Annotated in this window: 21 protein-coding genes and 2 pseudogenes; 7 read left to right on the top strand and 16 right to left on the bottom strand. The window is 71.0% G+C overall.

What is annotated here, in order from left to right; all coding sequences use genetic code 11:
• Positions 1–24: 24 nt before the first annotated feature.
• Positions 25–930, bottom strand: coding sequence for a menaquinone biosynthesis prenyltransferase MqnP (mqnP, locus tag ACGFYH_RS04150; RefSeq protein ID WP_393801591.1), 906 nt, complete (start codon positions 928–930; stop codon positions 25–27).
• On the bottom strand, positions 927–2,384 hold the full coding sequence (locus tag ACGFYH_RS04145) for a menaquinone biosynthesis decarboxylase (RefSeq protein ID WP_393801590.1): 1,458 nt from the start codon (positions 2,382–2,384) through the stop codon (positions 927–929). Before ACGFYH_RS04145 ends, mqnP begins: the two co-directional genes overlap by 4 nt.
• An 88-nt stretch (positions 2,385–2,472) precedes the next feature.
• Between ACGFYH_RS04145 and ACGFYH_RS04140 the strand changes: the two genes are divergently transcribed.
• Positions 2,473–2,778: a PLD nuclease N-terminal domain-containing protein gene (locus ACGFYH_RS04140; RefSeq protein WP_393801589.1), complete on the top strand. Its 306-nt coding sequence runs from the start codon at positions 2,473–2,475 to the stop codon at positions 2,776–2,778.
• A gap of 358 nt (positions 2,779–3,136) precedes the next feature.
• On the opposite strand, the pseudogene ACGFYH_RS04135 reads toward ACGFYH_RS04140, so the two are convergent.
• A pseudogene (locus tag ACGFYH_RS04135) lies at positions 3,137–3,538 on the bottom strand (VOC family protein); the annotation flags it as partial.
• A gap of 89 nt (positions 3,539–3,627) precedes the next feature.
• Here ACGFYH_RS04135 and ACGFYH_RS04130 point away from each other — a divergent pair.
• A complete protein-coding gene (locus tag ACGFYH_RS04130; protein ID WP_393801588.1) occupies positions 3,628–4,884 on the top strand; it encodes a helix-turn-helix transcriptional regulator in 1,257 nt (418 codons plus the stop codon).
• 39 nt (positions 4,885–4,923) lie between these two features.
• Here ACGFYH_RS04130 and ACGFYH_RS04125 read toward each other — a convergent pair whose 3' ends face one another.
• Positions 4,924–5,145, bottom strand: coding sequence for a DoxX family protein (locus ACGFYH_RS04125; protein WP_393801587.1), 222 nt, complete (start codon positions 5,143–5,145; stop codon positions 4,924–4,926).
• 205 nt (positions 5,146–5,350) lie between these two features.
• Between ACGFYH_RS04125 and ACGFYH_RS04120 the strand changes: the two genes are divergently transcribed.
• The 3 genes from ACGFYH_RS04120 (at position 5,351) to ACGFYH_RS04110 (ending at position 9,012) form a co-directional block, all read left to right on the top strand.
• Positions 5,351–6,592 carry a hypothetical protein gene (locus ACGFYH_RS04120; protein ID WP_393801586.1) on the top strand — a complete coding sequence of 414 codons (1,242 nt, stop codon included), beginning with the start codon at positions 5,351–5,353 and terminating at the stop codon, positions 6,590–6,592.
• 124 nt (positions 6,593–6,716) lie between these two features.
• Positions 6,717–7,427 carry a MerR family transcriptional regulator gene (locus ACGFYH_RS04115; protein ID WP_393801939.1) on the top strand — a complete coding sequence of 237 codons (711 nt, stop codon included), beginning with the start codon at positions 6,717–6,719 and terminating at the stop codon, positions 7,425–7,427.
• Positions 7,428–7,587: 160 nt separating this feature from the next.
• Positions 7,588–9,012: a condensation domain-containing protein gene (locus tag ACGFYH_RS04110; RefSeq protein ID WP_393801585.1), complete on the top strand. Its 1,425-nt coding sequence runs from the start codon at positions 7,588–7,590 to the stop codon at positions 9,010–9,012.
• A gap of 267 nt (positions 9,013–9,279) precedes the next feature.
• Here ACGFYH_RS04110 and ccsB read toward each other — a convergent pair whose 3' ends face one another.
• From ccsB to hemL, 7 genes are all read right to left on the bottom strand, one after another.
• Entirely contained in the window at positions 9,280–10,422 is a 1,143-nt protein-coding gene (ccsB, locus tag ACGFYH_RS04105) for a c-type cytochrome biogenesis protein CcsB (protein ID WP_393801584.1), read from the bottom strand.
• Positions 10,419–12,203: a cytochrome c biogenesis protein ResB gene (locus ACGFYH_RS04100; protein ID WP_393801583.1), complete on the bottom strand. Its 1,785-nt coding sequence runs from the start codon at positions 12,201–12,203 to the stop codon at positions 10,419–10,421. The genes ccsB and ACGFYH_RS04100 overlap by 4 nt, the downstream gene beginning before the upstream one ends.
• Before the next feature lie 3 nt (positions 12,204–12,206).
• A complete protein-coding gene (locus tag ACGFYH_RS04095) occupies positions 12,207–12,980 on the bottom strand; it encodes a cytochrome c biogenesis CcdA family protein (protein WP_393801582.1) in 774 nt (257 codons plus the stop codon).
• 1 nt (position 12,981) lies between these two features.
• On the bottom strand, positions 12,982–13,641 hold the full coding sequence (locus tag ACGFYH_RS04090; protein WP_393801581.1) for a TlpA family protein disulfide reductase: 660 nt from the start codon (positions 13,639–13,641) through the stop codon (positions 12,982–12,984).
• Between the two features lie 78 nt (positions 13,642–13,719).
• Positions 13,720–15,015: a hypothetical protein gene (locus ACGFYH_RS04085; protein WP_393801580.1), complete on the bottom strand. Its 1,296-nt coding sequence runs from the start codon at positions 15,013–15,015 to the stop codon at positions 13,720–13,722.
• Between the two features lie 140 nt (positions 15,016–15,155).
• Positions 15,156–15,845 (bottom strand): histidine phosphatase family protein, encoded by a 690-nt coding sequence (locus ACGFYH_RS04080; protein WP_393801579.1) that lies wholly within the window; start codon positions 15,843–15,845, stop codon positions 15,156–15,158.
• Positions 15,842–17,158: a glutamate-1-semialdehyde 2,1-aminomutase gene (gene hemL / locus ACGFYH_RS04075; RefSeq protein ID WP_393801578.1), complete on the bottom strand. Its 1,317-nt coding sequence runs from the start codon at positions 17,156–17,158 to the stop codon at positions 15,842–15,844. The genes ACGFYH_RS04080 and hemL overlap by 4 nt, the downstream gene beginning before the upstream one ends.
• 317 nt (positions 17,159–17,475) lie before the next feature.
• On the opposite strand from hemL, the gene ACGFYH_RS04070 reads away from it, so the two are divergent.
• Complete coding sequence (locus ACGFYH_RS04070; protein WP_393801577.1) at positions 17,476–18,102, top strand: hypothetical protein; 627 nt, start codon at positions 17,476–17,478, stop codon at positions 18,100–18,102.
• Positions 18,103–18,252: 150 nt separating this feature from the next.
• Here the strand turns inward: ACGFYH_RS04070 and ACGFYH_RS04065 are convergent, their stop codons facing one another.
• The 5 genes and pseudogenes from ACGFYH_RS04065 to ACGFYH_RS04045 all read right to left on the bottom strand — a co-directional run bounded on the left by ACGFYH_RS04065 (position 18,253) and on the right by ACGFYH_RS04045 (position 20,405).
• The gene (locus ACGFYH_RS04065; RefSeq protein WP_393801576.1) at positions 18,253–18,735 is read right to left on the bottom strand and encodes a DUF5994 family protein; all 483 of its coding nucleotides are present in this window, start codon (positions 18,733–18,735) and stop codon (positions 18,253–18,255) included.
• 5 nt (positions 18,736–18,740) lie between these two features.
• Positions 18,741–18,953 carry a hypothetical protein gene (locus tag ACGFYH_RS04060; RefSeq protein WP_393801575.1) on the bottom strand — a complete coding sequence of 71 codons (213 nt, stop codon included), beginning with the start codon at positions 18,951–18,953 and terminating at the stop codon, positions 18,741–18,743.
• Between the two features lie 5 nt (positions 18,954–18,958).
• Positions 18,959–19,546 carry a DUF5994 family protein gene (locus ACGFYH_RS04055; protein WP_393801574.1) on the bottom strand — a complete coding sequence of 196 codons (588 nt, stop codon included), beginning with the start codon at positions 19,544–19,546 and terminating at the stop codon, positions 18,959–18,961.
• A 214-nt stretch (positions 19,547–19,760) separates the two neighbouring features.
• Positions 19,761–19,953: pseudogene (locus tag ACGFYH_RS04050) on the bottom strand (ribonuclease BN); the annotation flags it as partial.
• Between the two features lie 14 nt (positions 19,954–19,967).
• A complete protein-coding gene (locus tag ACGFYH_RS04045) occupies positions 19,968–20,405 on the bottom strand; it encodes an Asp23/Gls24 family envelope stress response protein (protein WP_393801573.1) in 438 nt (145 codons plus the stop codon).
• Positions 20,406–20,753: 348 nt separating this feature from the next.
• Between ACGFYH_RS04045 and ACGFYH_RS04040 the strand changes: the two genes are divergently transcribed.
• Positions 20,754–22,013: an ice-binding family protein gene (locus tag ACGFYH_RS04040; protein ID WP_393801572.1), complete on the top strand. Its 1,260-nt coding sequence runs from the start codon at positions 20,754–20,756 to the stop codon at positions 22,011–22,013.
• Positions 22,014–22,134: the final 121 nt, after the last annotated feature.

The raw sequence follows: 22,134 nt of genomic DNA, 5'->3' as shown, positions 1-22,134 counted from the left end.
AGCGTAGTCGCAGGCTCAGGCTTTTCAGACCGTGAGGCCCCGCACCAGCAGATCCAGCAGCGCGCACACGAACAGGGCGATGCCGATGAAGCCGTTGACGCTGAAGAACGCCCTGTTGAGGCGGGTCAGGTCGGTGGGGCGCACGAGGGTGTGCTCGTAGAGGAACGCGCCCGCGACGATCACCAGGCCGAGCCAGAAGAAGGCACCGGCGTCGGTGGCGAGGGCGTACCAGACGAACAGGGCGGTGGTGACGGTGTGGCAGACCCGCGCGCCCCAGATCGCGGCGGGGACGCCGAAGCGGGCCGGGACCGACTTCACGCCGACCCGCCGGTCGGTCTCGACGTCCTGGCAGGCGTAGATCAGGTCGAAGCCGCCGATCCAGATGCCGACCGCGAGGCCCAGGATCACGGCCTCCCAGGACCAGCTGCCCGAGACCGCCAGCCAGCCGCCGATCGGGCCCATCGCCTGCGCGAGACCCAGGATGGCCTGCGGGAAGTTCGTGAACCTCTTGCCGTAGGGATAGACCACCATCGGAATCACCGCGACGGGGGCGAGGGCCAGGCACAGCGGGTTGAGCAGGGCCGCCGCGCCCAGGAAGACCACCAGGGCGACGAGCGCGCCGGTCCAGGCGTGCCTGACCGACATGGCGCCGGTGACCAGTTCGCGGTGGGCGGTGCGCGGGTTGCGGGCGTCGATCTCGCGGTCGATGATCCGGTTGACCGCCATGGCGAAGGTGCGCAGACCGACCATGGCGACGGTGACCAGGAGCAGCCGGCCCCAGTGGATGTTCCCGTCCCAGTCGTACATCGCGGTCAGCGCCGCGATGTAGGCGAAGGGCAGCGCGAAGACCGAGTGCTCGATCATCACCAGGCGCAGGAACGCCTTGGTGCGCCCCGGCTGCTGCGGCAGGGCGGCGGAAGCCGACGTCACAGTCCGTACTCCTTCCAGCGGCGGTCGACCTTCGCCGCCGTATCCGGGTCGGACAGCACCATGTCCGGCCAGCCCCCGTCGCGCGTGTACCCCTCCTCGGGCAGCTTCCTCGTGGCGTCGATGCCCGCCTTGCCGCCCCAGAACTGCTGGTAGGAGGCGTGGTCGAGGTGGTCGACCGGGCCTTCGACGACGGTGAGGTCGCGGGCGTAGTCGGTGTTGCCGAGCGCCCGCCAGGCGACCTCGTGCAGGTCGTGGACGTCGCAGTCGGAGTCGACGACCACGATCAGCTTGGTCAGGGACATCATGTGCGCGCCCCAGACGGCGTGCATGACCTTCTGGGCGTGTTTGGGGTACTTCTTGTCGATCGAGACGATCGCGCAGTTGTGGAAGCCGCCGGCCTCGGGGAGGTGGTAGTCCACGATGTCCGGCACGATGATCTTGAGGAGCGGGAGGAAGAAGCGCTCCGTGGCCCGGCCCAGCGGGCCGTCCTCCGTCGGCGGGCGGCCGACCACGATCGACTGGAGCAGCGGACGCTTCCGCATCGTCACACAGTCGATCGTCAGGGCGGGGAAGGGCTCCTGCGGGGTGTAGAAGCCGGTGTGGTCGCCGAACGGGCCCTCGGGGAGCATCTCACCGGGCTCCAGCCAGCCCTCGACGACGACCTCCGCCCGCGCCGGGACCTGGAGCGGGACCGTCTTGCAGTCGACCATCTCGATCCGCCTGCCCTGCACGAACCCGGCGAACAGGTACTCGTCGATGTCGCCGGGCAGTGGAGCGGTGGAGGCGTACGTCACGGCGGGCGGGCAGCCGAAGGCGATGGCGACCGGCAGCCGCTCACCGCGCCGGGCGGCGACCTGGTAGTGGTTGCGGCTGTCCTTGTGGATCTGCCAGTGCATGCCGATGGTGCGCCTGTCGTGGCGCTGCAACCGGTAGAGGCCGAGATTGCGGATGCCCGTCTCCGGGTCCTTGGTGTGGGTGAGGCCCAGGTTGAAGAAGGAACCGCCGTCGTCCGGCCAGGTGAAGAGCGCGGGGAACCGGTCCAGGTCCACGTCGTCGCCGTGGAGCACGACCTCCTGGACGGGCGCGCTGTCGCCCTTGACCTTCTTCGGAGGTACGTGCGTCATCGCGCCGAGCTTGCCGAAGGCCTCGCGCATGCCGACGAAGCCCTGCGGCAGCTCGGGGCGCAGCAGCCCGCCGATCCTGTCGGAGATGTCGGAGTACGACTTGAGGCCGAGGGCCTTGAGCAGGCGGCGGTCGGTGCCGAAGACGTTCATCGCGAGGGGCATGGCGGAGCCCTTCACGTTCTCGAAGAGCAGGGCGGGACCCCCGGCCTTGTTCACCCGGTCGACGATCTCCCCGACCTCCAGGTACGGGTCCACCTCGGCCTTGATGCGCTTGAGGTCGCCCTCGCGCTCCAGCGCCCTGAGCAGAGAGCGAAGATCGTCGTAAGCCATGCCGTCCAGTATCCCCGAGCGGCTACCCTGGCCCTGTACCTGGGGGCCGTGACGCGTCCCCACCCCTCGCTTGAGCTGGAGAGGCCCCATGCTCCGGGTGCTGATGTTCCTCGTGCCCCTGGCGTTGAGCGTCTACGCGTTCATCGACTGCATCAGCACCAAGGACGCGGACATCCGCCACATGCCCAAGCCGCTGTGGGCGATCCTCGTGCTGCTCTTCCCGCTGGTCGGCTCGATCTCCTGGATCATCGCCGGCAAGAAGCGGCAGCCGGCCGGCACCTCGCCCGCGCAGGGCGGCGGGCGGCGGCAGTGGGTGGCGCCGGACGACAACCCCGACTTCCTGAAGTCCCTGGAGAAGGACGGGGACGAGGACAAGGACAAGGGCAAGGACTAGCTAGGACGGCCGGGGGAGGAAGCCTCGGGGCTGCCCGTCGCAGGGGGCGCGGCCCGGTCATGAAGACGCCGGTGGCCGGGAGGGGGCCGGTGTCCTCGACGGCCGCCTCCTGACGCCGGTGACGTACGGACGCGGTGGGCTGGCCGGGCCGTCGCAGACGCCGGTCAGCCGGGCCGGGCCGGGCCGTCGGTCACGATCCGGCTGCCGGTCCCGTCGACGGCGGCACCTCCCCCGTCGGCCCGCCGGGCGACACCGGTCGCGGTGCCGTCGTGCCCTGCGGCGTGTCCCGCGCGTCCCGGCCCGCGGCCTCGTCGAGGGACCGGCGTCCGAGGGGGCCGGGGGGCGGCAAGGCCGCTTCGGCGAACTTCTCGATGGCGGCCGGGGTGACCGGGGTGAAGAAGTTCACCAGGTTTCCGTCGGGGTCGCGGAACAGGAGCGCGCGGTTGCCCCACGGCATGGTCGTCGGTTCCCTGACGAAGTCCGCGGCGAAGCCGGTCAGGTTCCGGAGGTTCCGGTGCACGGCGTCCACGTCGTCGACGAGGAACTCGATGATCACGCTGCGGTTGTCGGCCGGGTGGGCGCAGCCGGGGGCGAAGAGCGGCACGGTGCGGGTGCCGCCGATCGCGAGGGTGCCGGCGGCGGTGCGCAGTTCCGCGAAGTCCTCGGTGGCCCAGGTGGCGCGGACTCCGGTGGCGCGCTCGTAGAAGTCGACGAGGCGGGGGACGTCGCCCGTGATGACGCGGAGAGAGACGAGGTTCATGGGTTCGCTCCTGTTCGGTCGCTGCTGTCCTCGCACGTTACGAGCGATACCGGTCACTTTCCGACCGGTATCAGCGGCAGACTTGAGGCATGTCCCGTCCCGTGTCCCGCGTGCTCACCCTGCTCGAACTGCTCCAGGCGGGCGGTGTGCGGACCGTGGCCGAACTCGCCGACCGGCTCGGCGTCGGCGAGCGCACGGTGCGCCGCTACGTCGACCACCTCGTCGACCTGGACGTCCCGGTGGAGTCGGTCCGCGGCCGTCACGGCGGCTACCGGCTCGCCCCCGGCCACCGCATGCCCCCGCTCATGCTGACCGACGACGAGGCACTGGCCGTACTGCTGGGCCTGGTCGCCGGGCGGCGGACCGGTCTGACCACGGCGGCGGGTGGGACAGCGGGCGAGACGGCCGCGGCGAAGGTCAGGCGGGTGCTGCCGGAGCGCATGCGCCGCCGCCTGGACGCGGTGCTCGGCGCCGTGGCCTTCACGGCCCCGCCGGCCGAGCCGGCCGTCCCCGAGGCCGCCGTCCTGCTCCCGGTCGCCGACGCGGTGCGCCATCACCGGCCGGTGTCGATCCGGTACACCGGCGGCAGCGGCGGGGAGGGCGAACGCACCGTCTACCCCTACGGGCTCGTCGCGCACGCGGGCAGGTGGTACGTGACGGGCCGGGACCTCTCGGCCGGTGCGGAGCGGACGTTCCGGCTGGACCGCATCACCGGGGCGCGGGTCCTGCCCGGCACCTTCGGACCCCCGCCCGGACCCGGTCCGGCGGAGCGCGTACTGACGGCGCTGGCCACCGCCCCGTACCGGCACGCGGTGACCGTGCGGGTCCAGGGGGCGGCCGAGGAGATCCGCGCCCTGCTGCCGGGCAGCGTGGCGATCGTGTCCGCGGAGCCGACCGGAACCGGCGGCGCCACGGAGGCCGGGGGCGCTGCGGGGGCCGGGGCCGCTCCGGAGACCGGGGCCACTCCGGGGGCCGGGGCCACTCCGGGGGCCGGGACCGCTCCGGACAGCGGGGCTCCTCCGGGGACCGCTCCGGGGACCGGGAGCGCCACGGAGGCCGGGGCCACTCCGGGGACCGGGGCCACTCCGGACACGGGAACAGCTCCGGATGCCGGGACCCCTGCTGGGGCCGGGACCGCTGCGCGGACCGGGACCGCTGCGGGGACCGGGGGTGAGCCCTGGTGCCGGGTCGAGATCCGTGCCGAACGGCTGGACTGGCTGCCGGGCGTACTCGCCTCGCTGGACCGCCCGTTCGTCGTCGAGCGGCCGGACGAGCTGCGCGGTCTCGTCGCGGATCTCGCGGACCGGCTCATGGACGCGGCCCGGCGCACCCTGCCGCGCGACTGACGGGCGCCCGCCGAACCACCGGTGCTCACCCGCGTCGGGTCACAGCCAGGTCGTGGCGAAGGCCAGGGGGACGGTGGCGGCGGCGATGGCCAGGAGGGTGAGGTTGAGGGCGACCACCCTGCGGTCCCCGAGGCGCGGGTGGATCCCGGTCGCGCTGGTCTGCATGACGGCAAACCCGACGGCCGCCGCCGGGGCCAGCGGCACCACATCCACACCGACCGCCCCGACCTCGCCCCGAAGGCCATCCAGAAGGTCACCCACCGCGCCGCGAACGCCTGCTAGCGGCCCGCCCCACAGACCGGTCCCGGGCCGCGGCTTCCCCCGCCGCGGCCCAGGGCCTCTGTCGTGGTTCCGGCAGCCGACGCGGTGGTGCGACTGCCGGTTCCCGTCCTTGTCGACGTGGCGGGGCGCGGACACACTTGACCGGCGGCACGAGCCGCGCCGCACGGTGGTCAGGGGGACCGGGATGACGCACGTACCCTTCTTCCGGTGGGTCGTCGCACTGGACTTGGTCCTGATCGGCTGTTCGGTGGGCGTATACCTGGCGACGCCGGATTACCCCGAGTTGAAGCAGGTCGGCCTGACCGTCCTGCGTGAGGATCCCGACGGGACGTGCACGGTCCGGTGGGCCGATCCGTTCGGTGCCGGCGAGCGCGCGGGGCCGTACCGGTGCGATCCGGAGCGGGATCCCGCACTGAAGGCACCGGACTACGAACCGGGTACCAACCTCGGTTGGGAGTCGGGTTTCGTCCTCGCCGAGGGCCCCCGCAAGGGCGAGTTGCACTCACTGGACGAGGACGAGGGCACCGGCGAGTCGATCAACGTGTCCGACCAACTGCTGGCGGTCGGCCTGCTCCTGACGATCGTCGGCCTCATCGGCGGGAACATCCGCTCGCTGTCCCGGCTGAGCGGCATGAACCCGGCCGTCCTCCGCAGGGCGGAGCGGCTGAGGGAGACCGCGGCCCGAACGGCGAAGGACCACGCGCGAGCCGTGGACGCGGTGCGGAAGGCGTGGGCACCGTTGCACGAGGAGCTGGTGAGCGAACGACTCGGCCGGATGCCGGTCGCCGGGCTGCCGGTGGCCGCGAAAGATCGCCGGGCCGTGAGGGGACTGGAGCGCAAGGGCCTCCGCAGCGTCCAGGATGTACGCGAAGCGGGATCGTGGGGTGTGGCGCACGCCTCCGGCTTGGGACGGCGCGAGGCCGAGAGGGTGTGGGCGGCCGCGGGACGGGTGGCCCACGAGGTGCGCCAGGACACGACGGTACGGCTGGACGCGGACCGGCCGGACGCGCGCACCGTGGCGCTGCTCCACGCACTGCGGGTACTGGTGGATGCCGGACAGGCGGCGCGGATCGCGGCGGAGACGGGCGACCGGCTGGCCGCGACGCTGGAGGAAGGACTGGCCGACGCCGCACCCGCGGCCGGATGGAGGCAGATGCTGCTCGCGGGACGTGAGCAACGCCGATGGGTGCCGATGGCCGTGGCCGAGCTGCGCAAGCTGCTGGACGAGGCCGAGCGGGACGGCGTGGCCGAGCAGTTGACGCAGGCATCGGTCGAGCTGCTGAGAGCGGCGGACGGCGATCCGGAAGGGCTTTCCGCGCGGGTCGACTTCGCGTCCAGGCCCGCGGAGTACTACCGCCTCCTCGCGGACGTGGCGGACACCGCCCTTCGTGGGGCGGCCGACCCCGGGTGCGACCGCGTCCGCTGACCCCGCATCGCGGCCCCGCACGGGCTGCCGCCCGATGATGAGCGACCCGATGAGAAACGACCGCGGGAAGCACGACCCCAGGAAGCACGACCCGATGAGGGACGACCCGAGGAAGCACGACCCGATGAGGGACGACGAGCGCCGTTTCCGTACCGTCGATCTGGCCCGCGCGGTCGGGCTCTCGACGCAGCAGGTCCGTAACTACGAGGACGCGGGTGTCCTGCCCCCGGCCCGGCGGACCGAGGCCGGGTACCGGGTGTTCGGCGAGCGGCACCGGGACGCGCTGCTGACGTACCGGGCGCTGCGGCCGGGGTACGGGCCGGTGACGGCGACGCGGGTCATGCGGGCCGTGCACGACGGGGACGTGGCCGGTGCCCTGGCGCTCGTCGACGCCGCGCACGCCGCGCTGCACGAGGAGCGCGTCTCGCTGCGGGCCGCGGGCGAGGCGCTCGGGGCGCTGGCCGGACGGGACGCCGTCGCGGCACCGGCCCGTGCCGGTGACGGACTGCGCATCGGCGAGGTGGCCGCGCTGATCGGCGTACGGACGTCCGCGCTGCGGGTGTGGGAGGCGGCGGGGCTGCTCACCCCGGGGCGGGAACGCGGGACCGGGTACCGCCTGTACGGTCCCGCCGACGTGCGGGACGCGCGGGTGGTGCACACGTTGCGCCGCGGTCACCACCTCTTCGACCGCATCCGGCCCGTACTCGACGACCTGCGGCGCGAGGGCAGCGGCGAGGCGTCGCGGGCCGCGGTCGAGGCACGCGGACACGTCCTGACCGCACGGACGCGGGCGATGCTGGCGGGGGCCGGTGCCCTGCACACGTATCTGGCGTGAAGGGTGCGGAGGAAAAGGGTGAAGAGGGGCCGGGCCGGGAGATCGTATCGGCGTTCGAGGAGCCATCCGTTCCGTTGAACAGTGTCGACACAGCGGGTGCGCGGTCACGGAGACGGCATTCTCTTGGTCGGGTCTGTACATCTGCGAACGGAGACCCCTCGTGCGAATGACCGATATCCAACGCTGCGAGATCCGGCCCGGGCGCCTCGTCGAGTGGACGCTCAGTCCCAGGACGCTCGACATCGCGGCGGCGCTGCCCGAGGACACGCGACCGCCGGCGTACATCCAGGAGTCGCACATCCGGACGGCCCGGTCGGTGCGCGAGGACGGCCTCTTCGTACCGACCTGGCTCGGCGCGGCCTTCGACATCCCCGGCCCGGTCGACCTCGACGTCCTCCAGGAGGCCCTGCGCGCCTGGACCCTGCGGCACGAGACGCTGCGCAGCGGCTTCCGGTGGGGAGGGGCGGACGGGGATGCCATGCGGCGGTTCACCCTCGACGCGGACGCCGTGTCCCTGCACCGCGAGGACGTCGGTGACTTCCCGGACGCCACGGCCCTCGCCCGGCATCTCCAGGACCGTTTCGACCGGGGCGCGGACGCGCTGCGCTGGCCCAACCTCATCTACACGGCGGTCGTCCGCGACGACGGGGTCGGCGTCTACATGGCCTTCGACCACAGCAACGTCGACGCCTACTCCATCTACCGCATCCCGGCCGAGGTCCACGAGTTGTACGCCGCCGGTGCGGCGGGGCGGACCGTGCCGCACCCGCGGGTCGGTTCCTACGTCGACTTCTGCCAGGCCGAGCGGGCGGACGCGGACCGGATCGACGGCGACCACGACATCGTCGCCCGCTGGCGGGAGTTCATCCGGCGCTGCGACGGCCGGCTGCCGTCCTTCCCGGTCGACCTCGGGGTGGAGCCGGGCGGCGCGCTGCCCGAACAGCGGCTGCTGCGCGAGCCCCTGGTGGACGCGGCCGACGCCGCCGCCTTCGAGGCGTACTGCCGCCCCTTCGGCGGCAGCCTGGTCGGCGTGCTGGCCGCGACCGCGCTGATCGTCCACGAGATCGGGGGCGAGCCCGTGTACCGCACGGTCGTGCCCTTCCACACCCGTTCGCGGTCCCAGTGGTCGGAGTCCGTCGGCTGGTACGTGGGCGGCGCCCCGATCGAGGTCCCGGTGGACCGGGCCCGCGACTTCCGCGGTGCCCTCGGCACCGTCCGCGCCGAACTCCAGGCCAACCGGCGGCTGTCCCGCATGCCGATCGACCGCGTGCTGCGCCTGCTCGGCACGGACTTCCGGCCGACCTCGCCCGACCTGTACTCGATCGTGTCGTACGTCGACGCCCGCGACGTCCCCGGCGCCGGCCACTGGCCGGACCAGGCGGCGTACGCGCTGCTCCGGGTCTCGTACGGCGACCAGGTGTGCGCGTGGGTCACCCGGCTCCCGGAGGGCCTGTGGTTCGCGAGCCGGTATCCGGACACCGACGTCGCGCACAAGAACCTGCGGCTGTACGTCGAGCGGCTGCGGGACATCGTCACGGACGTCGCCCGTTCCCACGCGGCGGCGACCCGGCCCGGCCGCCCGTAGCGGACCGCCGCGCTGCCGGAGCGGCGCAGGGAGGCCGGGGTGTGGCCGCTCGTACAGGGCCGTCCCCGACCCGCCGGTTGAGGGCGGGCGGTTGCAGGGCCGGGGTTCTTCGGTCCGCGCGGTGCCCCGCGCTCCGGAGCGGTCCCGGCCCACCCGGCGGACGCCGCCGTGGCCGCCCGCCTGTGGGCCGTCTGTGGGCCGCCTCCCGCGCCCCGGCAGGCGTGGAACCCCGCCCGGGGCTTCCGTCGCCGGATCAGAACCGCCGGATCAGAAGCCGACGGACCGGAGGGCGCCGAGGCCGACGTCCGCGTAGGAGTGCTTGCCGGAGACGAAGATGTTGACGCCGTAGTAGTTGAACAGCCAGCAGCCGAAGGCGACCAGGGCGAGGTAGGCGGCCTTGCGGCCCTTCCAGCCGGCCGTGGCGCGGGCGTGCAGGTAGCAGGCGTAGGCGACCCAGGTGATGAAGGACCAGGTCTCCTTGGGGTCCCAGCCCCAGTAGCGGCCCCAGGCGTCGCCCGCCCAGATGGCGCCCGCGATGATCGTGAACGTCCACAGCGGGAAGACGGCGGCGTTGACGCGGTAGGCGAACTTGTCGAGGGACGCGGCGGCGGGCAGCCGGTCCAGGACGGAGTTGGCGAAGCGGCCGGGCTTGCCGCCGGTGGCGAGCTTGTTCTCAAAGCTGTCCTTGAAGAGGTACAGGATCGTGGCGACCGCGCCGACGTAGAAGACCGCCCCGCAGAAGATCGCCGTGGAGACGTGGATGTACAGCCAGTACGAGTGCAGGGCCGGGACGAGCTGGTCACTGGCGGTGTAGAGGACCGTGACGGCGAGACCGAGGTCGAGCAGGACCGTGATGACCAGGGGCAGGCCCAGCCAGCGGACGTTCTTCTTCGCGACGAGCAGCGCGAGGTACACGCCGACGGCGACCGTCGTGAACGTGATGTTGAACTCGTACATGTTGCCCCACGGCGCCCGCTCCACCGAGAGGGCGCGGGCGAGGACGCCGCCCGCCTCGACGGCGAAGGCGAGGAGGGTCAGCGAGATGGCGATCCGCCCGTACAGGTCGCCCTGCTCGGTGCCGCCGTGCGCGCCGGGCCCGTCGGGCACGTCGCGGGAGCCGGACGCGGCACGCACGACGACAGCGGGACGTTCCAGTACGGCGGTGCCGCCTGCCTTGTTCACGGTGACGGCCGGGCCGGTCTTCGCCTCGGCCTCCTTCGTCCCGCTCGTGGCGGTGAGCGCGGCGGCGGTACGGCCGACCTTGCTGCGGCTGCCGAAGAGCCACTCGGCGATGTACGCGAAGAAGGCCAGCGTGTAGACGGCCATCGAGGAGTAGATCAGCGTGTTGCTGACGTTCGCGAGATGCTCGTTGGTCGCGGTGGCCAGCTCGGTTGCGGCGGCGAGAGTCACTTCTCAGCCCCTTCGGCAGGTACGACGTGGGTGGTGTCGGGGGAATCGGGGGTTGCGTCGTCGTTCTTCGGCGCGTCGGGCTTCGGTGCGTCTGGGGTGTCGGGCGCGTCAGGGGTGTCGGGCGTTTCGGGGGCCTGCTCGTAGAGGATCCCGGCGAGGTCGCCGAGCTCCTCCGGGACCTTCGCGGACTCGCTGCGGCCGAGGCCGGCCATCTCGACGACGGTGACGCCGTCGGTGCCGCGCACGGCCCGCACCCAGACACGGCGGCGCTGGATGAACAGGGAGCCGGCCAGGCCGAGGACGGCCACGACGGCGCCGCCGAGCGCCCAGCCGCTGGCGGGCTGCTGGGTGACCTGGAAGCCGGCCCACTCCTGGATGCCGTCGAAGGTGACCGAGCCGGCGCCGTTCGGGAGGGGCATGGTCTCGCCGACCTTGAGCTGCTTCTTGAACAGCTTGCCGTCGGAGTCCTTGAACTCCTTCAGGTTGGTCTTGTCGAGCTGGTAGATGCTCTGCGGGAAGCCCGCGTCGACGCCGAGGTCCCCGTGATAGGCGGAGAGTGCCAGCATCGGGTTCATCAGTGCCGGGAAGGTGGAGAGCATCGTGCTGCCCTTGCCGCCGTAGGTCGGCAGGAAGAACGCGTTGAAGCCGAGCTGCTCCTTCTCGCCCTTGGCGTTGCGGTAGCCGTCCATGACCTTGACGGCGCCGGAGGAGGTGACGTTGGAGTCCAGCGGCAGCAGGGCCACGGCCTCCTTGTCCATCACGACGTCGCCCTTGGCGTCCTTGACGGTGAGGACGGGCGCGTAACCGTGGCTGACGAGGTAGACCTTGGAACCGTCGACCTCCAGCGGCTGGTTGACCTCGATGGTCTTCGTCTTCTCGGCGCCGTAGGCGCCCTCGCTGTAGCTGACCCGGGCCTCGTAGACGCGGGGGGTGCCGCGGTTGGGACCGGTCGGCTCGTAGGTGCCGCGGAAGTCCTTCAGGGAGAAGCTGAACGGGTCGAGCTGGTCCTGGTCGAAGAGGTTCCCGGACTTGAAGTCGTCGTACTGGGTGAGCGTGTTGGAGAAGCCGTCGCCCTCCAGGATCAGCTTGTTGCCCTCGTACTTGAACAGCTGGCCCCAGGCGAAGGCGACCAGCATCACGATCAGCGCGATGTGGAAGGCGAGGTTGCCGGCCTCCCTGAGGTAGCCCTTCTCGGCGGCGACGGCGTCACCGACGGTGTGGGCGCGGAAGTGGCGCTTTTTCAGCAGCGCCCGCGCGGCCTCGCGGATCTCCTCGGGCTCGGCCCCGGTGCGCCAGGTGGTGTAGGCGGGCAGCCGGTTCAGGCGGCGGGGCGCGCCGGGCGGGCGGCCGCGGAGCTGGCCGACGAACTGCCAGGTGCGCGGGACGATGCAGCCGATGAGGGAGACGAACAGCAGGATGTAGATCGCGGAGAACCACACCGAGCTGTAGACGTGGAAGAGACCGAGCTTGTCGTAGACCGGCGCGAGGATGTCGTGGCTCTGGCGGAACTCCTCGGCCTTCGCCGCGTCGATGCCGTCCTGCGGGATCAAAGACCCCGGGATCGCGCCCAGTGACAGCAGCAGGAGGAGGAGCAGTGCGACGCGCATCGAGGTGAGCTGGCGCCAGAACCAGCGGACCCAGCCGATCGCGCCGAGCGAGGGCAGCCCCGGGGCCTCCTCCTGGGGGGCGGTGGACAGCTGGGAGCCCGCGGCGCCGAGGTCCTGGTCGTCGCCGTCGGCCCTCGGGGGCCGGCCGGAGGTGGTTCTCGAAGTGGTGCTCATCGGTCAGATCCCCACAATGAAGCCGTTGGACCAGGTCTGCATGTCCTGCACGATGCTGTCCCACACGCCGGTCACGAGCAGCAGGCCGGTCGCGATCATCATGACGCCGCCGACGCGCATCACCCAGACATAGTGCCGCTTGACCCAGCCGAAGGCGCCGAGCGCCTTGCGGAAGGCGACAGCGGCGAGGACGAAGGGGACGCCGAGGCCGAGGCAGTAGGCGACGGTCAGTACGGCACCGCGTCCGGCGGTGCCCTGCTGGGAGGAGAGGATCAGTACGGAGGAGAGGGTCGGGCCGATGCAGGGCGTCCAGCCGATGCCGAACAGGGCGCCGAGTACCGGCGCGCCGACCAGGCCGTTCACCGGCTTCTTGTGGAAACGGAACTCGCGCTGGGTGAGCCAGGGCATCAGGCCCATGAAGAAGACGCCCATGAGGATCATGAACGCGCCCAGGATGTCGGTCAGCACGCCCCGGTTCTCCTGGAGCGTCTGGCCGAAGTAGCCGAAGAGCGCGCCGCTGGAGACGAAGACGGCGGTGAAGCCGAGGACGAAGAGGGAGGCACCGGCGACCATGCGCCCGCGCCGGGCCTCGCCGAGGTCGCTGCCGGTGACCCCGGTCACGTAGGAGAGGTAGCCGGGAACGAGCGGCAGGACGCAGGGGGAGAAGAAGGAGACGAGACCGCCGAGCAGGGCGATGGGGAGGGCTACCAGCAGGGCGCCGTTGAGCACCGTGCCGTTGTTGCCCGCCGTCTCGGCGAGGGTGATCGCGGCGGACACGTCACTTCTCCGACGTGCCGGAGTCGTCCGCGAGGTACGGGGCGAGCATCTTGCGCAGCTTCTCCTCGCTGAGTGCCTGGAGGGTGCGCGCGGCGATCTTGCCGTCCCGGTCGATGACGAGCGTCGAGGGGATGGCCTGCGGGTTCAGGGTGCCCTTCTCGAAGCGCAGCATCAGCTTTCCGGCCGGGTCGTACAGACTCGGGTAGGTGATCCCGTAGTCCTCCTCGAAGGAGCGGGCCGGGCCGGTGGAGGTGTCGCGGGTGTTGATGCCGACGAACTGGACGCCCTGGTCCTTGGTGTCCTTGTAGACCTTCTCCAGGTTCTTGGCCTCGGCGCGGCAGGGCCCGCACCAGGAGCCCCACACGTTCAGAACGACGATCTTGCCCCGGTAGTCGGCGACGTCGACCTGTCCGCCGTCGACGGTCTTGCCGGACAGTTCGGGGGCGTCGGCGCGCTCGCCCTTCTCGGCGGTGGCGATGCCGTCCGCGCCGGTGACGAAGCCCGTCTGCCCGCCGCCGCCCGAGGTGCCGCCGGAGCCGCACGCGGACACGAGGAGCGCCGCGGCGGCCGCGCCGGCGGCGAGGGCGGCACGACCACGGACGCGGGCGGCGGTGCGGTTCGAGCGGTTCGAGCGCAGGGGGGCGCGGCTGGCGGCACTCATGTGAAAAGTTTCGCATGCCCGTTCCGGGGATCTTGCGCGCCCCCCTCACGGGCGGAAACCCGCATTTCAGGCGGCATTTCAGACAGGGTTCGCGGGTGCTCCCGAGGAGGCCGGGGATCCCTTCAGGAAGGCGTTCCAGCCACCGGCCGGCCGCTGCCCCACCTCGACGGTCCGCAGCCTGTCGAGCACCTCCGGCTTCTGCACGTCCAGCCAGTCGGTGAACTGGCGGAAGGAGACGAGCCGGATGTCCTCGCCCTTCTCCTTCTCCCGGGCGATGTGCTTGAGGGCACTCTCCACGGCGTCCATGTAGATGCCGCCGTTCCACTCCTCGAAGTGGTTGCCGACGAAGAAGGGCGCCCGGTTCGTCTCGTATGCACGCTTGAAGCCGGATATGTACGACTGTGTGGCCTGTTCGCGCCAGCCCGGGTAGTTGTGCGCGGGGGCCTTGGTCGAGTTGACCGACTGGTTGGCGAGGATGTTGTAGTCCATCGAGAGCACCTCGAAGGAGTGGCCGGGGAACGGTATCTGCTGCAGCGGCAGGTCCCAGATCCCGTCCTTCTTCCCCGGCCACACCTGACGGCCGCCGGGCGAGGAGGCGTCGTAGCGCCAGCCCAGCTCGCGGGCGGTGGGCAGCAGCTTGTCCTGGCCGAGCAGGCAGGGCGTGCGTCCGCCGGCGAGTTCCTTGTCGTAGTCGAAGGGCAGGGACGGCAGGTCGGTCCAGCCGCTGTTGGTCCGCCACTCCTTCACGAAGGACTTCGCCTGGTCGATCTCGCTGCGCCACTGCGCGGGCGTCCAGTTGCCGACCGAGCCGCCGCCGGCGCAGAAGTGGCCGTTGAAGTGGGTGCCTATCTCGTGGCCGTCCAGCCAGGCCCGGCGGACGTTCTTCAGCGTCGCCTTGATGTGCTCGTCGGTGAGGTAGCCGATGTCGGAGGCGCCGCGCGGGTTGTTCGGGGGGTCGTAGAGCCGCTTCTTCGACTCGGGCAGCAGGTACAGGCCCGAGAGGAAGAACGTCATGTGCGCGCCGTGCTCCCGCGCGAGGTCCAGGAAGCGCGGGAAGAGGCCGTTGCCGACCTCGCCCGCGCCGTCCCAGGAGAAGACGACGAACTGCGGCGGCGTCTGGCCGGGTTCCAACGGCACGGGGGCGTCCGGCTGGTGCGGCTGCTTGCCGGTGTACGACGTGGAACCGTCGCCTATGGGCTTCGCGGGGGCCCTGCCGCTCGCGGAGGGCGAGGGCTTCGTGGAGTCGCCGGCCTGGTGCGAGCCGTCCGACGACGGATGGGAACCGGTGCCGCAGCCCGCGATCCCGGCCGCCGCGGCCCCCGCGCCGAGCCCGAGTATCCCCCTGCGGGTGAGAGTGCGGTTGGAAGTGCGCATCGCAACCTCGTTCGTCGCGTCCTTGGGTGGTCACTAGGTGAGAGGACGCGACGAACGAGCGGGTTCCGGAAATCTGTGCGGATTCGGTAACGGGCGGAACGGGCCGCCGAGCCGTACGCCCGTCAGGCCCCGTACACCCGTCAGGCCCCGTACGCCTTCCCCTGGCCCTTCACGGGCTTGGCCCCCGCGAGGAGGTGGGCCGGGACGAGGTCGCGGGCGGGCTCGGTGTAGCCGACGGAGACGATCCGGTCGCCGCGGTACGTGAACGTCGTCAGGGAGGCCAGCGTGCACTGCCGCTTGCGCGGGTCGTGCCACAGCCGCCGCCGCTCGACGTACGAGCGCAGGATCCAGATCGGCAGCTGATGACTGACGATCACGGCCTCGTGCCCGCGTGCCCGGTCCCGGGCGGCGTCCAGCGCGCCCTTCATCCGCACGACCTGGTCGACGTAAGGCTCCCCCCAGGACGGCTTGAAGGGGTTGACGACGTACTTCCAGTTGGCGGGGCGGCGCAGCGCGCCGTCGCCGATGCCGAAGGTCTTGCCCTGGAAGACGTTCTCCGCCTCGATGAGGCGGGCGTCGGTGTCGAGGTCGAGCCCGTGCGTCTTGGCGATCGGCGTCGCCGTCTCCTGCGCCCTCTCCAGCGGGGAGGCCACGACGTACGTCACGTCCCGGGGGGCGAGGTGCTCGGCGACCCGGTCGGCCATGCGCCGGCCCAGGTCGGAGAGGTGGTAGCCGGGCAGCCGGCCGTAGAGGACGCCGGTGGGGTTCTCGACCTCGCCGTGCCGCATGACGTGGACGACGGTCAGGTCCTGGTCGGTGTCGTGGCTCATGCCGTCGCCTCCGCCGCCGCGCGGGCCGCCGCCGGGAGGGCGTCGGCGATGCGCTGGACGGCCCGCTCGTCGTGGGCGGTGGACACGAACCAGGACTCGAAGGAGGAGGGCGGCAGATACACGCCGTTCGCGAGGAGGGAGTGGAAGAAGGCGGTGAACCGGAAGGACTCCTGCGCCCGGGCGCCCTCGTAATCGACGACCGGCCGGTCGGTGAAGAACACGGAGAACATGTTGGAGGCGTTCTGCACCGTGTGCGCGACGCCCTCCTTGGTGAGCGCCTCGGTGACGAGCCCCCGGATCCGCGCGGACACCGCGTCGACGGTCTCGTACGCGGCGTCGTCGAGGAGCCGCAGCTGGGCGAGACCGGCGGCGGTGGCGACCGGGTTCCCGGAGAGGGTGCCGGCCTGGTAGACCGGCCCGGCCGGAGCGAGGTGCGCCATGACGTCGGCGCGCCCGCCGAACGCGGCGGCGGGGAACCCACCACCCATGACCTTGCCGAAGGTCATCAGGTCGGGGACGACGCCCTCGACGCCGTACCATCCGGCGCGGCTGGTGCGGAACCCGGTCATGACCTCGTCGGACACGAACAGGGCGCCGTTCGCGGCACAGGCGTCCTTGAGCCCCTGGTTGAAGCCGGGCAGCGGCGGCACGACGCCCATGTTGCCGGGCGACGCCTCCGTGATCACGCAGGCGATCTCGCCGGGGTGGGCGGCGAAGGCGGCGTGCACGGCCTCCAGGTCGTTGTACGGCAGCACGATCGTGTCGCTCGCCTGGGCGCCGGTGACGCCGGGGGTGTCGGGCAGCGCGAAGGTGGCGACGCCGGAGCCGGCGGCGGCGAGGAGCGAGTCGACGTGGCCGTGGTAGCACCCGGCGAACTTGATCACCTTGGTGCGCCGCGTGAAGCCTCGGGCGAGCCGGATGGCCGACATGGTGGCCTCGGTCCCGCTCGACACGAGCCGCACCTCCTCCAGCGGCGCGACCCGCTCGACCATCGCCTCGGCGAGGGCGACCTCACCCTCGGCGGGCGTGCCGAACGACGTACCGCGCGCGACCGCCTCCTGCACGGCGGCGACCACCTCGGGGTGCGCGTGCCCGAGGATCATCGGCCCCCAGGAACAGACGAGGTCGACGTACTCGCGCCCGTCGGCGTCGGTCAGGTACGGCCCGGTGCCGGACACCATGAACCGGGGCGTGCCGCCGACGGCCCCGAAGGCGCGCACCGGGGAGTTGACGCCGCCGGGCGTGACGGCCGCCGCGCGGTCGAACAGAGCCTGCGAGGCCGGTGCTTCGTATGGATATGCCAGTTCACTCATGACCTGCGACTTCTCCGACCTTCTCGACCTTCTCCGATGTATCGGACCCTGCTCGCCCCCGGCTCGGCCCGCGCTCGGCCTTCGGTTGCCCAGGGTGACCTCATAAGCGTAGACAACCGCCCCGACCGCCGCGCCGTCTGCCAGACTGGAACCCATCCACGCAGCTCACCAGGGCGGCGCGGACAGCGGCAACCGGCGTCCTGCGGACATATGTTTCGCCGCACGTTTCGTCGAGCGGCCGTGGGGGAGGTCACTGACACGATGATCGGGTTGCGCGGCGGGGGCCACGCGTCCTAGAAAAGCAGTCGGGTGGAGATATGCATCGCGGTGGCGGACTGGGCGAGGGGACCGACGACCTGGGTCCTCGACGTGCCCGGCGGGGAAGGCACCGACGCGAGGCGGAGGAAGCGTCCGAAGCACGTCAGGCACACGGCACACCGAGCGAGCCCGACCGGGCCGAGCGGCGGACCGACCGGCTGGGGGCGGGGAGCAGGAATGGTGGTCGGGTGGGGGTGACCTACAAGTACTTCGGCGCACCCGACGGTGCGACCGCGGCCCGCGTCCCGATCTCGATGCGCCCCGAGGAGCTGGGCGGCGACGAGCTCGGGATGAACGGCATGTTCACCAAGATCAAGCCGGAGACCATGGCCGCGATGGTCCTCACCGGCATCGAGGGCGTCCCCCTGCACAAGGTCCCGCCGCTTGAACTCGTCGTCCTGCACCCCGACTACGCCGTCGTGAAGCTCCCGATGACCGCCGTCGACCCCCTGCGCGGCATCGGCGAGGAGGCGGTCGGCGCGGCGGCCTTCATCTGGTCGACGGTCCCGGACCGGGGCGGCCCGCGGGACGCGTTCAACGTGTACCAGCTGCTGCACGAGTGGCAGGATTTCTCGCACCGGCTGCACGAGGCGGGGCATCAGCCGTACTGCCTGGTGTGGCCCTGAGCTGGGATTTCGTGGGGGTCGGGCGGGGTCTTCGGGCCTCGCCCTTTTTCGTGCCGGGGAGGGGCCGTCGGGCGGCCGGGGCACATTGGTTTTGCTGAGGGTGCCGAGGTGCCCAGGGTGGTGCGGGTCCTGCTGGATCATCGGCTGGCCTCACTCCGGCGACGTCGGCGCGCTTCGGGTGGCGATGAGTATCTGTTCCGCCCGGGTGCTGTTGTCGCTCCGGACGGCCTGAGCCATCGCGGCGCGAGCGGCCTCGGGAGCCGTCTCCGGCGGAACCACCAGCAGCGAGAAGATGTCCCGGTCGCCTCGGGTGATGAGAACGGTGTCATCGCCCACCGCAAAGGAGTCGATGTGTACCACCCGGCCGTCCACGACGATCCGCGTCGTGAGCCCGTCCCAGGCAGCCGCGTCCAGTCCGACACCCGTGATCGGGCCGACATGGCCGGTGAGGGCGTCCACCAGCGCGGGCAGCTCGGCACGGACGTCGCGCGACCGTGGCCACCACGCACCGTCGAGCACACCTTCTCGCGACTCCGTGGTCCGCGGCCGGAGCAGCGCGTATCCGGGCCGTACGTCCTCGTGAACGCCACCCGGCAGGTGCCGGGCAGCCGAAGGGGGGTCGGAGCCGGTCATGAGAATCACCTGTTTCCCGACGTACCGATCCCGCTCGCTCCCTCCCGACCGCGCGCCTTCCGCGGAGCGGGTGATCCCGGTCTCGGAACAGCCGGGCCGGGGTGGCCGTAGTGGAAGGCGGCGATGCGTTCATCGTGCTGGGCATTGAGCAGGTGGATGACGAGCGCGCCCAGGGCGATCGCCGCCAAGAGCACGATCACGGTGACGAGGATTCCCATGATGGTCACATCCCCTTCGCCTGGTTCGGTACGCCGGCGGTGGCTCCGGGGATCCGTGGACGCGGGGCAGGACCGGCCACGTGCCCACCTTCGGAGTTCCAGACCGCTTCCGAGACACGGTCGTCCTTCGCGGCGGTCCGCAGGTTTTCCGCCTCCGCCACGAGCCGGCTCGCGGTCGACGTGCCCAGGGGGTCGCTCCCGGCGGCCATCAGCCACGCGGCCGAGGCAGACGGCGTCGACGGCGGAATCACCAGCAGGTTCCAGCGACCCACGCGGTAGGAAAGCAGCAACAGCTCGTGCGGGTCCTGCTCGGCCAGGAACCAGCCGACCTTCACCACATGCCCGGCCACGGGCACGTTGCGCGGAATGACGGGCCAGTGAACCGGATTCACGGTGACCCGGGTGATCCGCCCCCACAACGGATCGAGCAAGGCCAGCAATGAGGGGAGTTCCGCCGCGAGATCACGGGAGCGGGGCCACCAGGCGCCGTCCAGCAAAGCGGGTGCGGAACCTGCGGGAGCCAGCGACAGACGCGGAGACGAGGTCGTGTACCGGTCTTCGGATGTCGGCGGGAGGGAAACGGTCGCAGTCATGGTGCGAGCCCTGCCCCCGGGCCGATTGCCACCGGCCCGGTGTCATCAACCACCGAAAACGACACGAGCGTGGAAGCCGGTGTACGGAATGCCCTCGGTAACTTGAGCCTACTCCTAGGGCCATCCGCACAGGACCGTGGAGCCCGCACGGGTTCTCCTCCGGACTCTGGCCCAACAGGCGGCCCAGGCAAACTGACCAGCTGCGGAGCCGTTCTCAGCTGCGCCGTTTCCGGGGGCGTCAGGCGTAGGAGTTCCTCATGCAGCAATCGGCCGACCAGCGCACCGCCGAGGACGACGACACCCACGCCGACCAGCCAGGATTGAATGACCGCGACGGTGCCGACGAGACCGTAGCTGACGGCGTTGGACGCGATCAACGGCGAGAAGACGACGCTGGAGAAAACCCGGCTTTCCGCCTCGACTACTGGACGCGCTGCCCCTCTTCCTGCTCCTCTTCCTCCTCCTCATCAGGCAGTTTCACGTCGCTCACCGTGATGTTGACTTCGACGACTTCCCGACCCGCCATCCGCTCCACCGCCGAGACCACGTTCTCGCGCACCTCACCGGCCACGTCCGTGATCGGGACGCCGTAGTCGACGACGATCTCCAGATCAACGGCCGCCTGCAGCTCTCCGACCTCGACACTGACTCCGCGGGTGGCGGACCGGCCGCTTCCAGCACCAGGCATCCGTTCCCGCATGGACCCCATCGCGCGGGCGGATCCGCTGCCCAGGGCATGGACGCCGCGCACGTCCCTCGCCGCCATTCCGGCGATCTTCGCCACCACTACATCCGCGATGGTCGTCCGGCCGCGAGACCCGGGCGCTCCACCACGCTTGACGCCGGTGTTCTCAGTCATCGGGACAGTCCTCCCTCACGAGGGCCACACGGCACTCTCATCCAAATGTACGCCTTTCATATCTTTTGCTTCAACTGGCGATCGAATCTCCATCCACCCCTCGACACGGACCGCATCGCGCCGCGAAATATCAAATCCCGCCCTTCCCATCACCCAACCCCGCCGACGTAAATGTTAATTAAGGAATAGTTGCGCGCATTTGGGTTCTGAATCTTCAACCGGGCACGACTCGCCTGCAATCAATCCCACTCGGGCACATCTCTGCGTAATATGCCACCAATTCTCAAGCTTCCCGGCAGAAAAAAAGCCCGGTAGCTCACGGCCCCTCCACAGGAAATGGCCTCTCAAATGAAGCTGAAGATCCCGCAGGCGGCCAGGCGCCGCTCTTTGACCGGATGGCTGACCACAGGACTCGCTGCGACGGTTGCCGCCGTGATGGTCGCCGTCGTACCGACGCCTGCCGAGGCGATCGCCACGCCCGTACCCCTCGGCACGGCTGCCAGTTTCTCGGTTCTGGCAGGTTCTGAGGTCACCAACACCGGGCCGTCACTCCTCAGTCAGGATCTCGGCGTGAGTCCGGGGACGGCCATCTCGGGGTTCCCGCCGGGCCAGGTACTCGGTGCCGTGCACGCGGCGGACCAGGTAGCCAACGACGCCAAGAGCGACCTCGTCACGGCATACAACAACGCCGCGAGCCAGGCCACCGACTTCGCCCTCGCGGCGGGAATCGGTGCCGGTCAGACCCTGCTCCCCGGCGTCTACACCGCTTCGTCCGGTGTGGGCCTCACCGGTGACCTGATCCTGGACGCCGGCGGGAACCCGAACGCCGTCTGGGTCTTCCAGATCCCCGAGGCGCTGACGACGGCCTCCTCCAGCCGGGTGCTGCTCACGAACGGCGCCTCGGCGTGCAACGTGTACTGGCAGATCGGAAGTTCGGCCACGCTCGGCACCAACTCGACGTTCGTCGGCACCCTCATGGCTCTCACCTCGATCAGTGTGACCACGGGGACGAACATCGAAGGTCGGGCTCTCGCCCGCAACGGCGCCGTGACGCTCGACAACAACAGGATCTTCCCGGGCAGCTGCTCGACCACGACCTCCGGCACCACGTCCGGGACCACCACCGGCACCACGTCCGGGACCACCACCGGCACGACGACCGGGACCACAACGGGCACGACGACCGGGGCCACAACCGGGACTACGACCGGTACGACCACCGGCACCACCGTCGGCCTGATCGGTGGCGGCCTCCTGGGCGGGCCGCTCGTCACCGGCGGGGGCACCGTGGGGTCCACCTCCGGAAACACCGCCGGCAACACGGCAGGCAACACCGCCGGGAACACCGGTGGGAACAACGTCACCGCCGGAAACACCGGCGGCCACGACGGCAAGCCCGGTGGGCCCGGCCACGGGGACGACCATGGCGGTAAGCCCGGTGGTGGCCACGGAGAGGGTCACGACGAGGGCGGCAAGCCCGGCAAGGAGAACGGAGGGATGCCCAGCAAGCCGGACCACGGCTACGGCATGGGACCTGACGAGTTCCCCGGCAGCTACGGCTACGGCGACGCCCCGAAGACCGAGGAACACGAGGACGCCAAGGGCTAGACAGCCCATCGAGCTGCGATGAGTTCCTTCACCGGATGACGGCGCGCTGCGGAATCACATCGATTCCGCAGCGCGCCTCCGGTGCGTCTCCAGATGCATACCGATCGCGGGCAGAAGACAT

This window comes from Streptomyces sp. NPDC048392, assembly GCF_043200575.1.
Lineage (GTDB): Bacteria > Actinomycetota > Actinomycetes > Streptomycetales > Streptomycetaceae > Streptomyces.
This window is presented reverse-complemented; position numbering and strand designations above follow the sequence as displayed.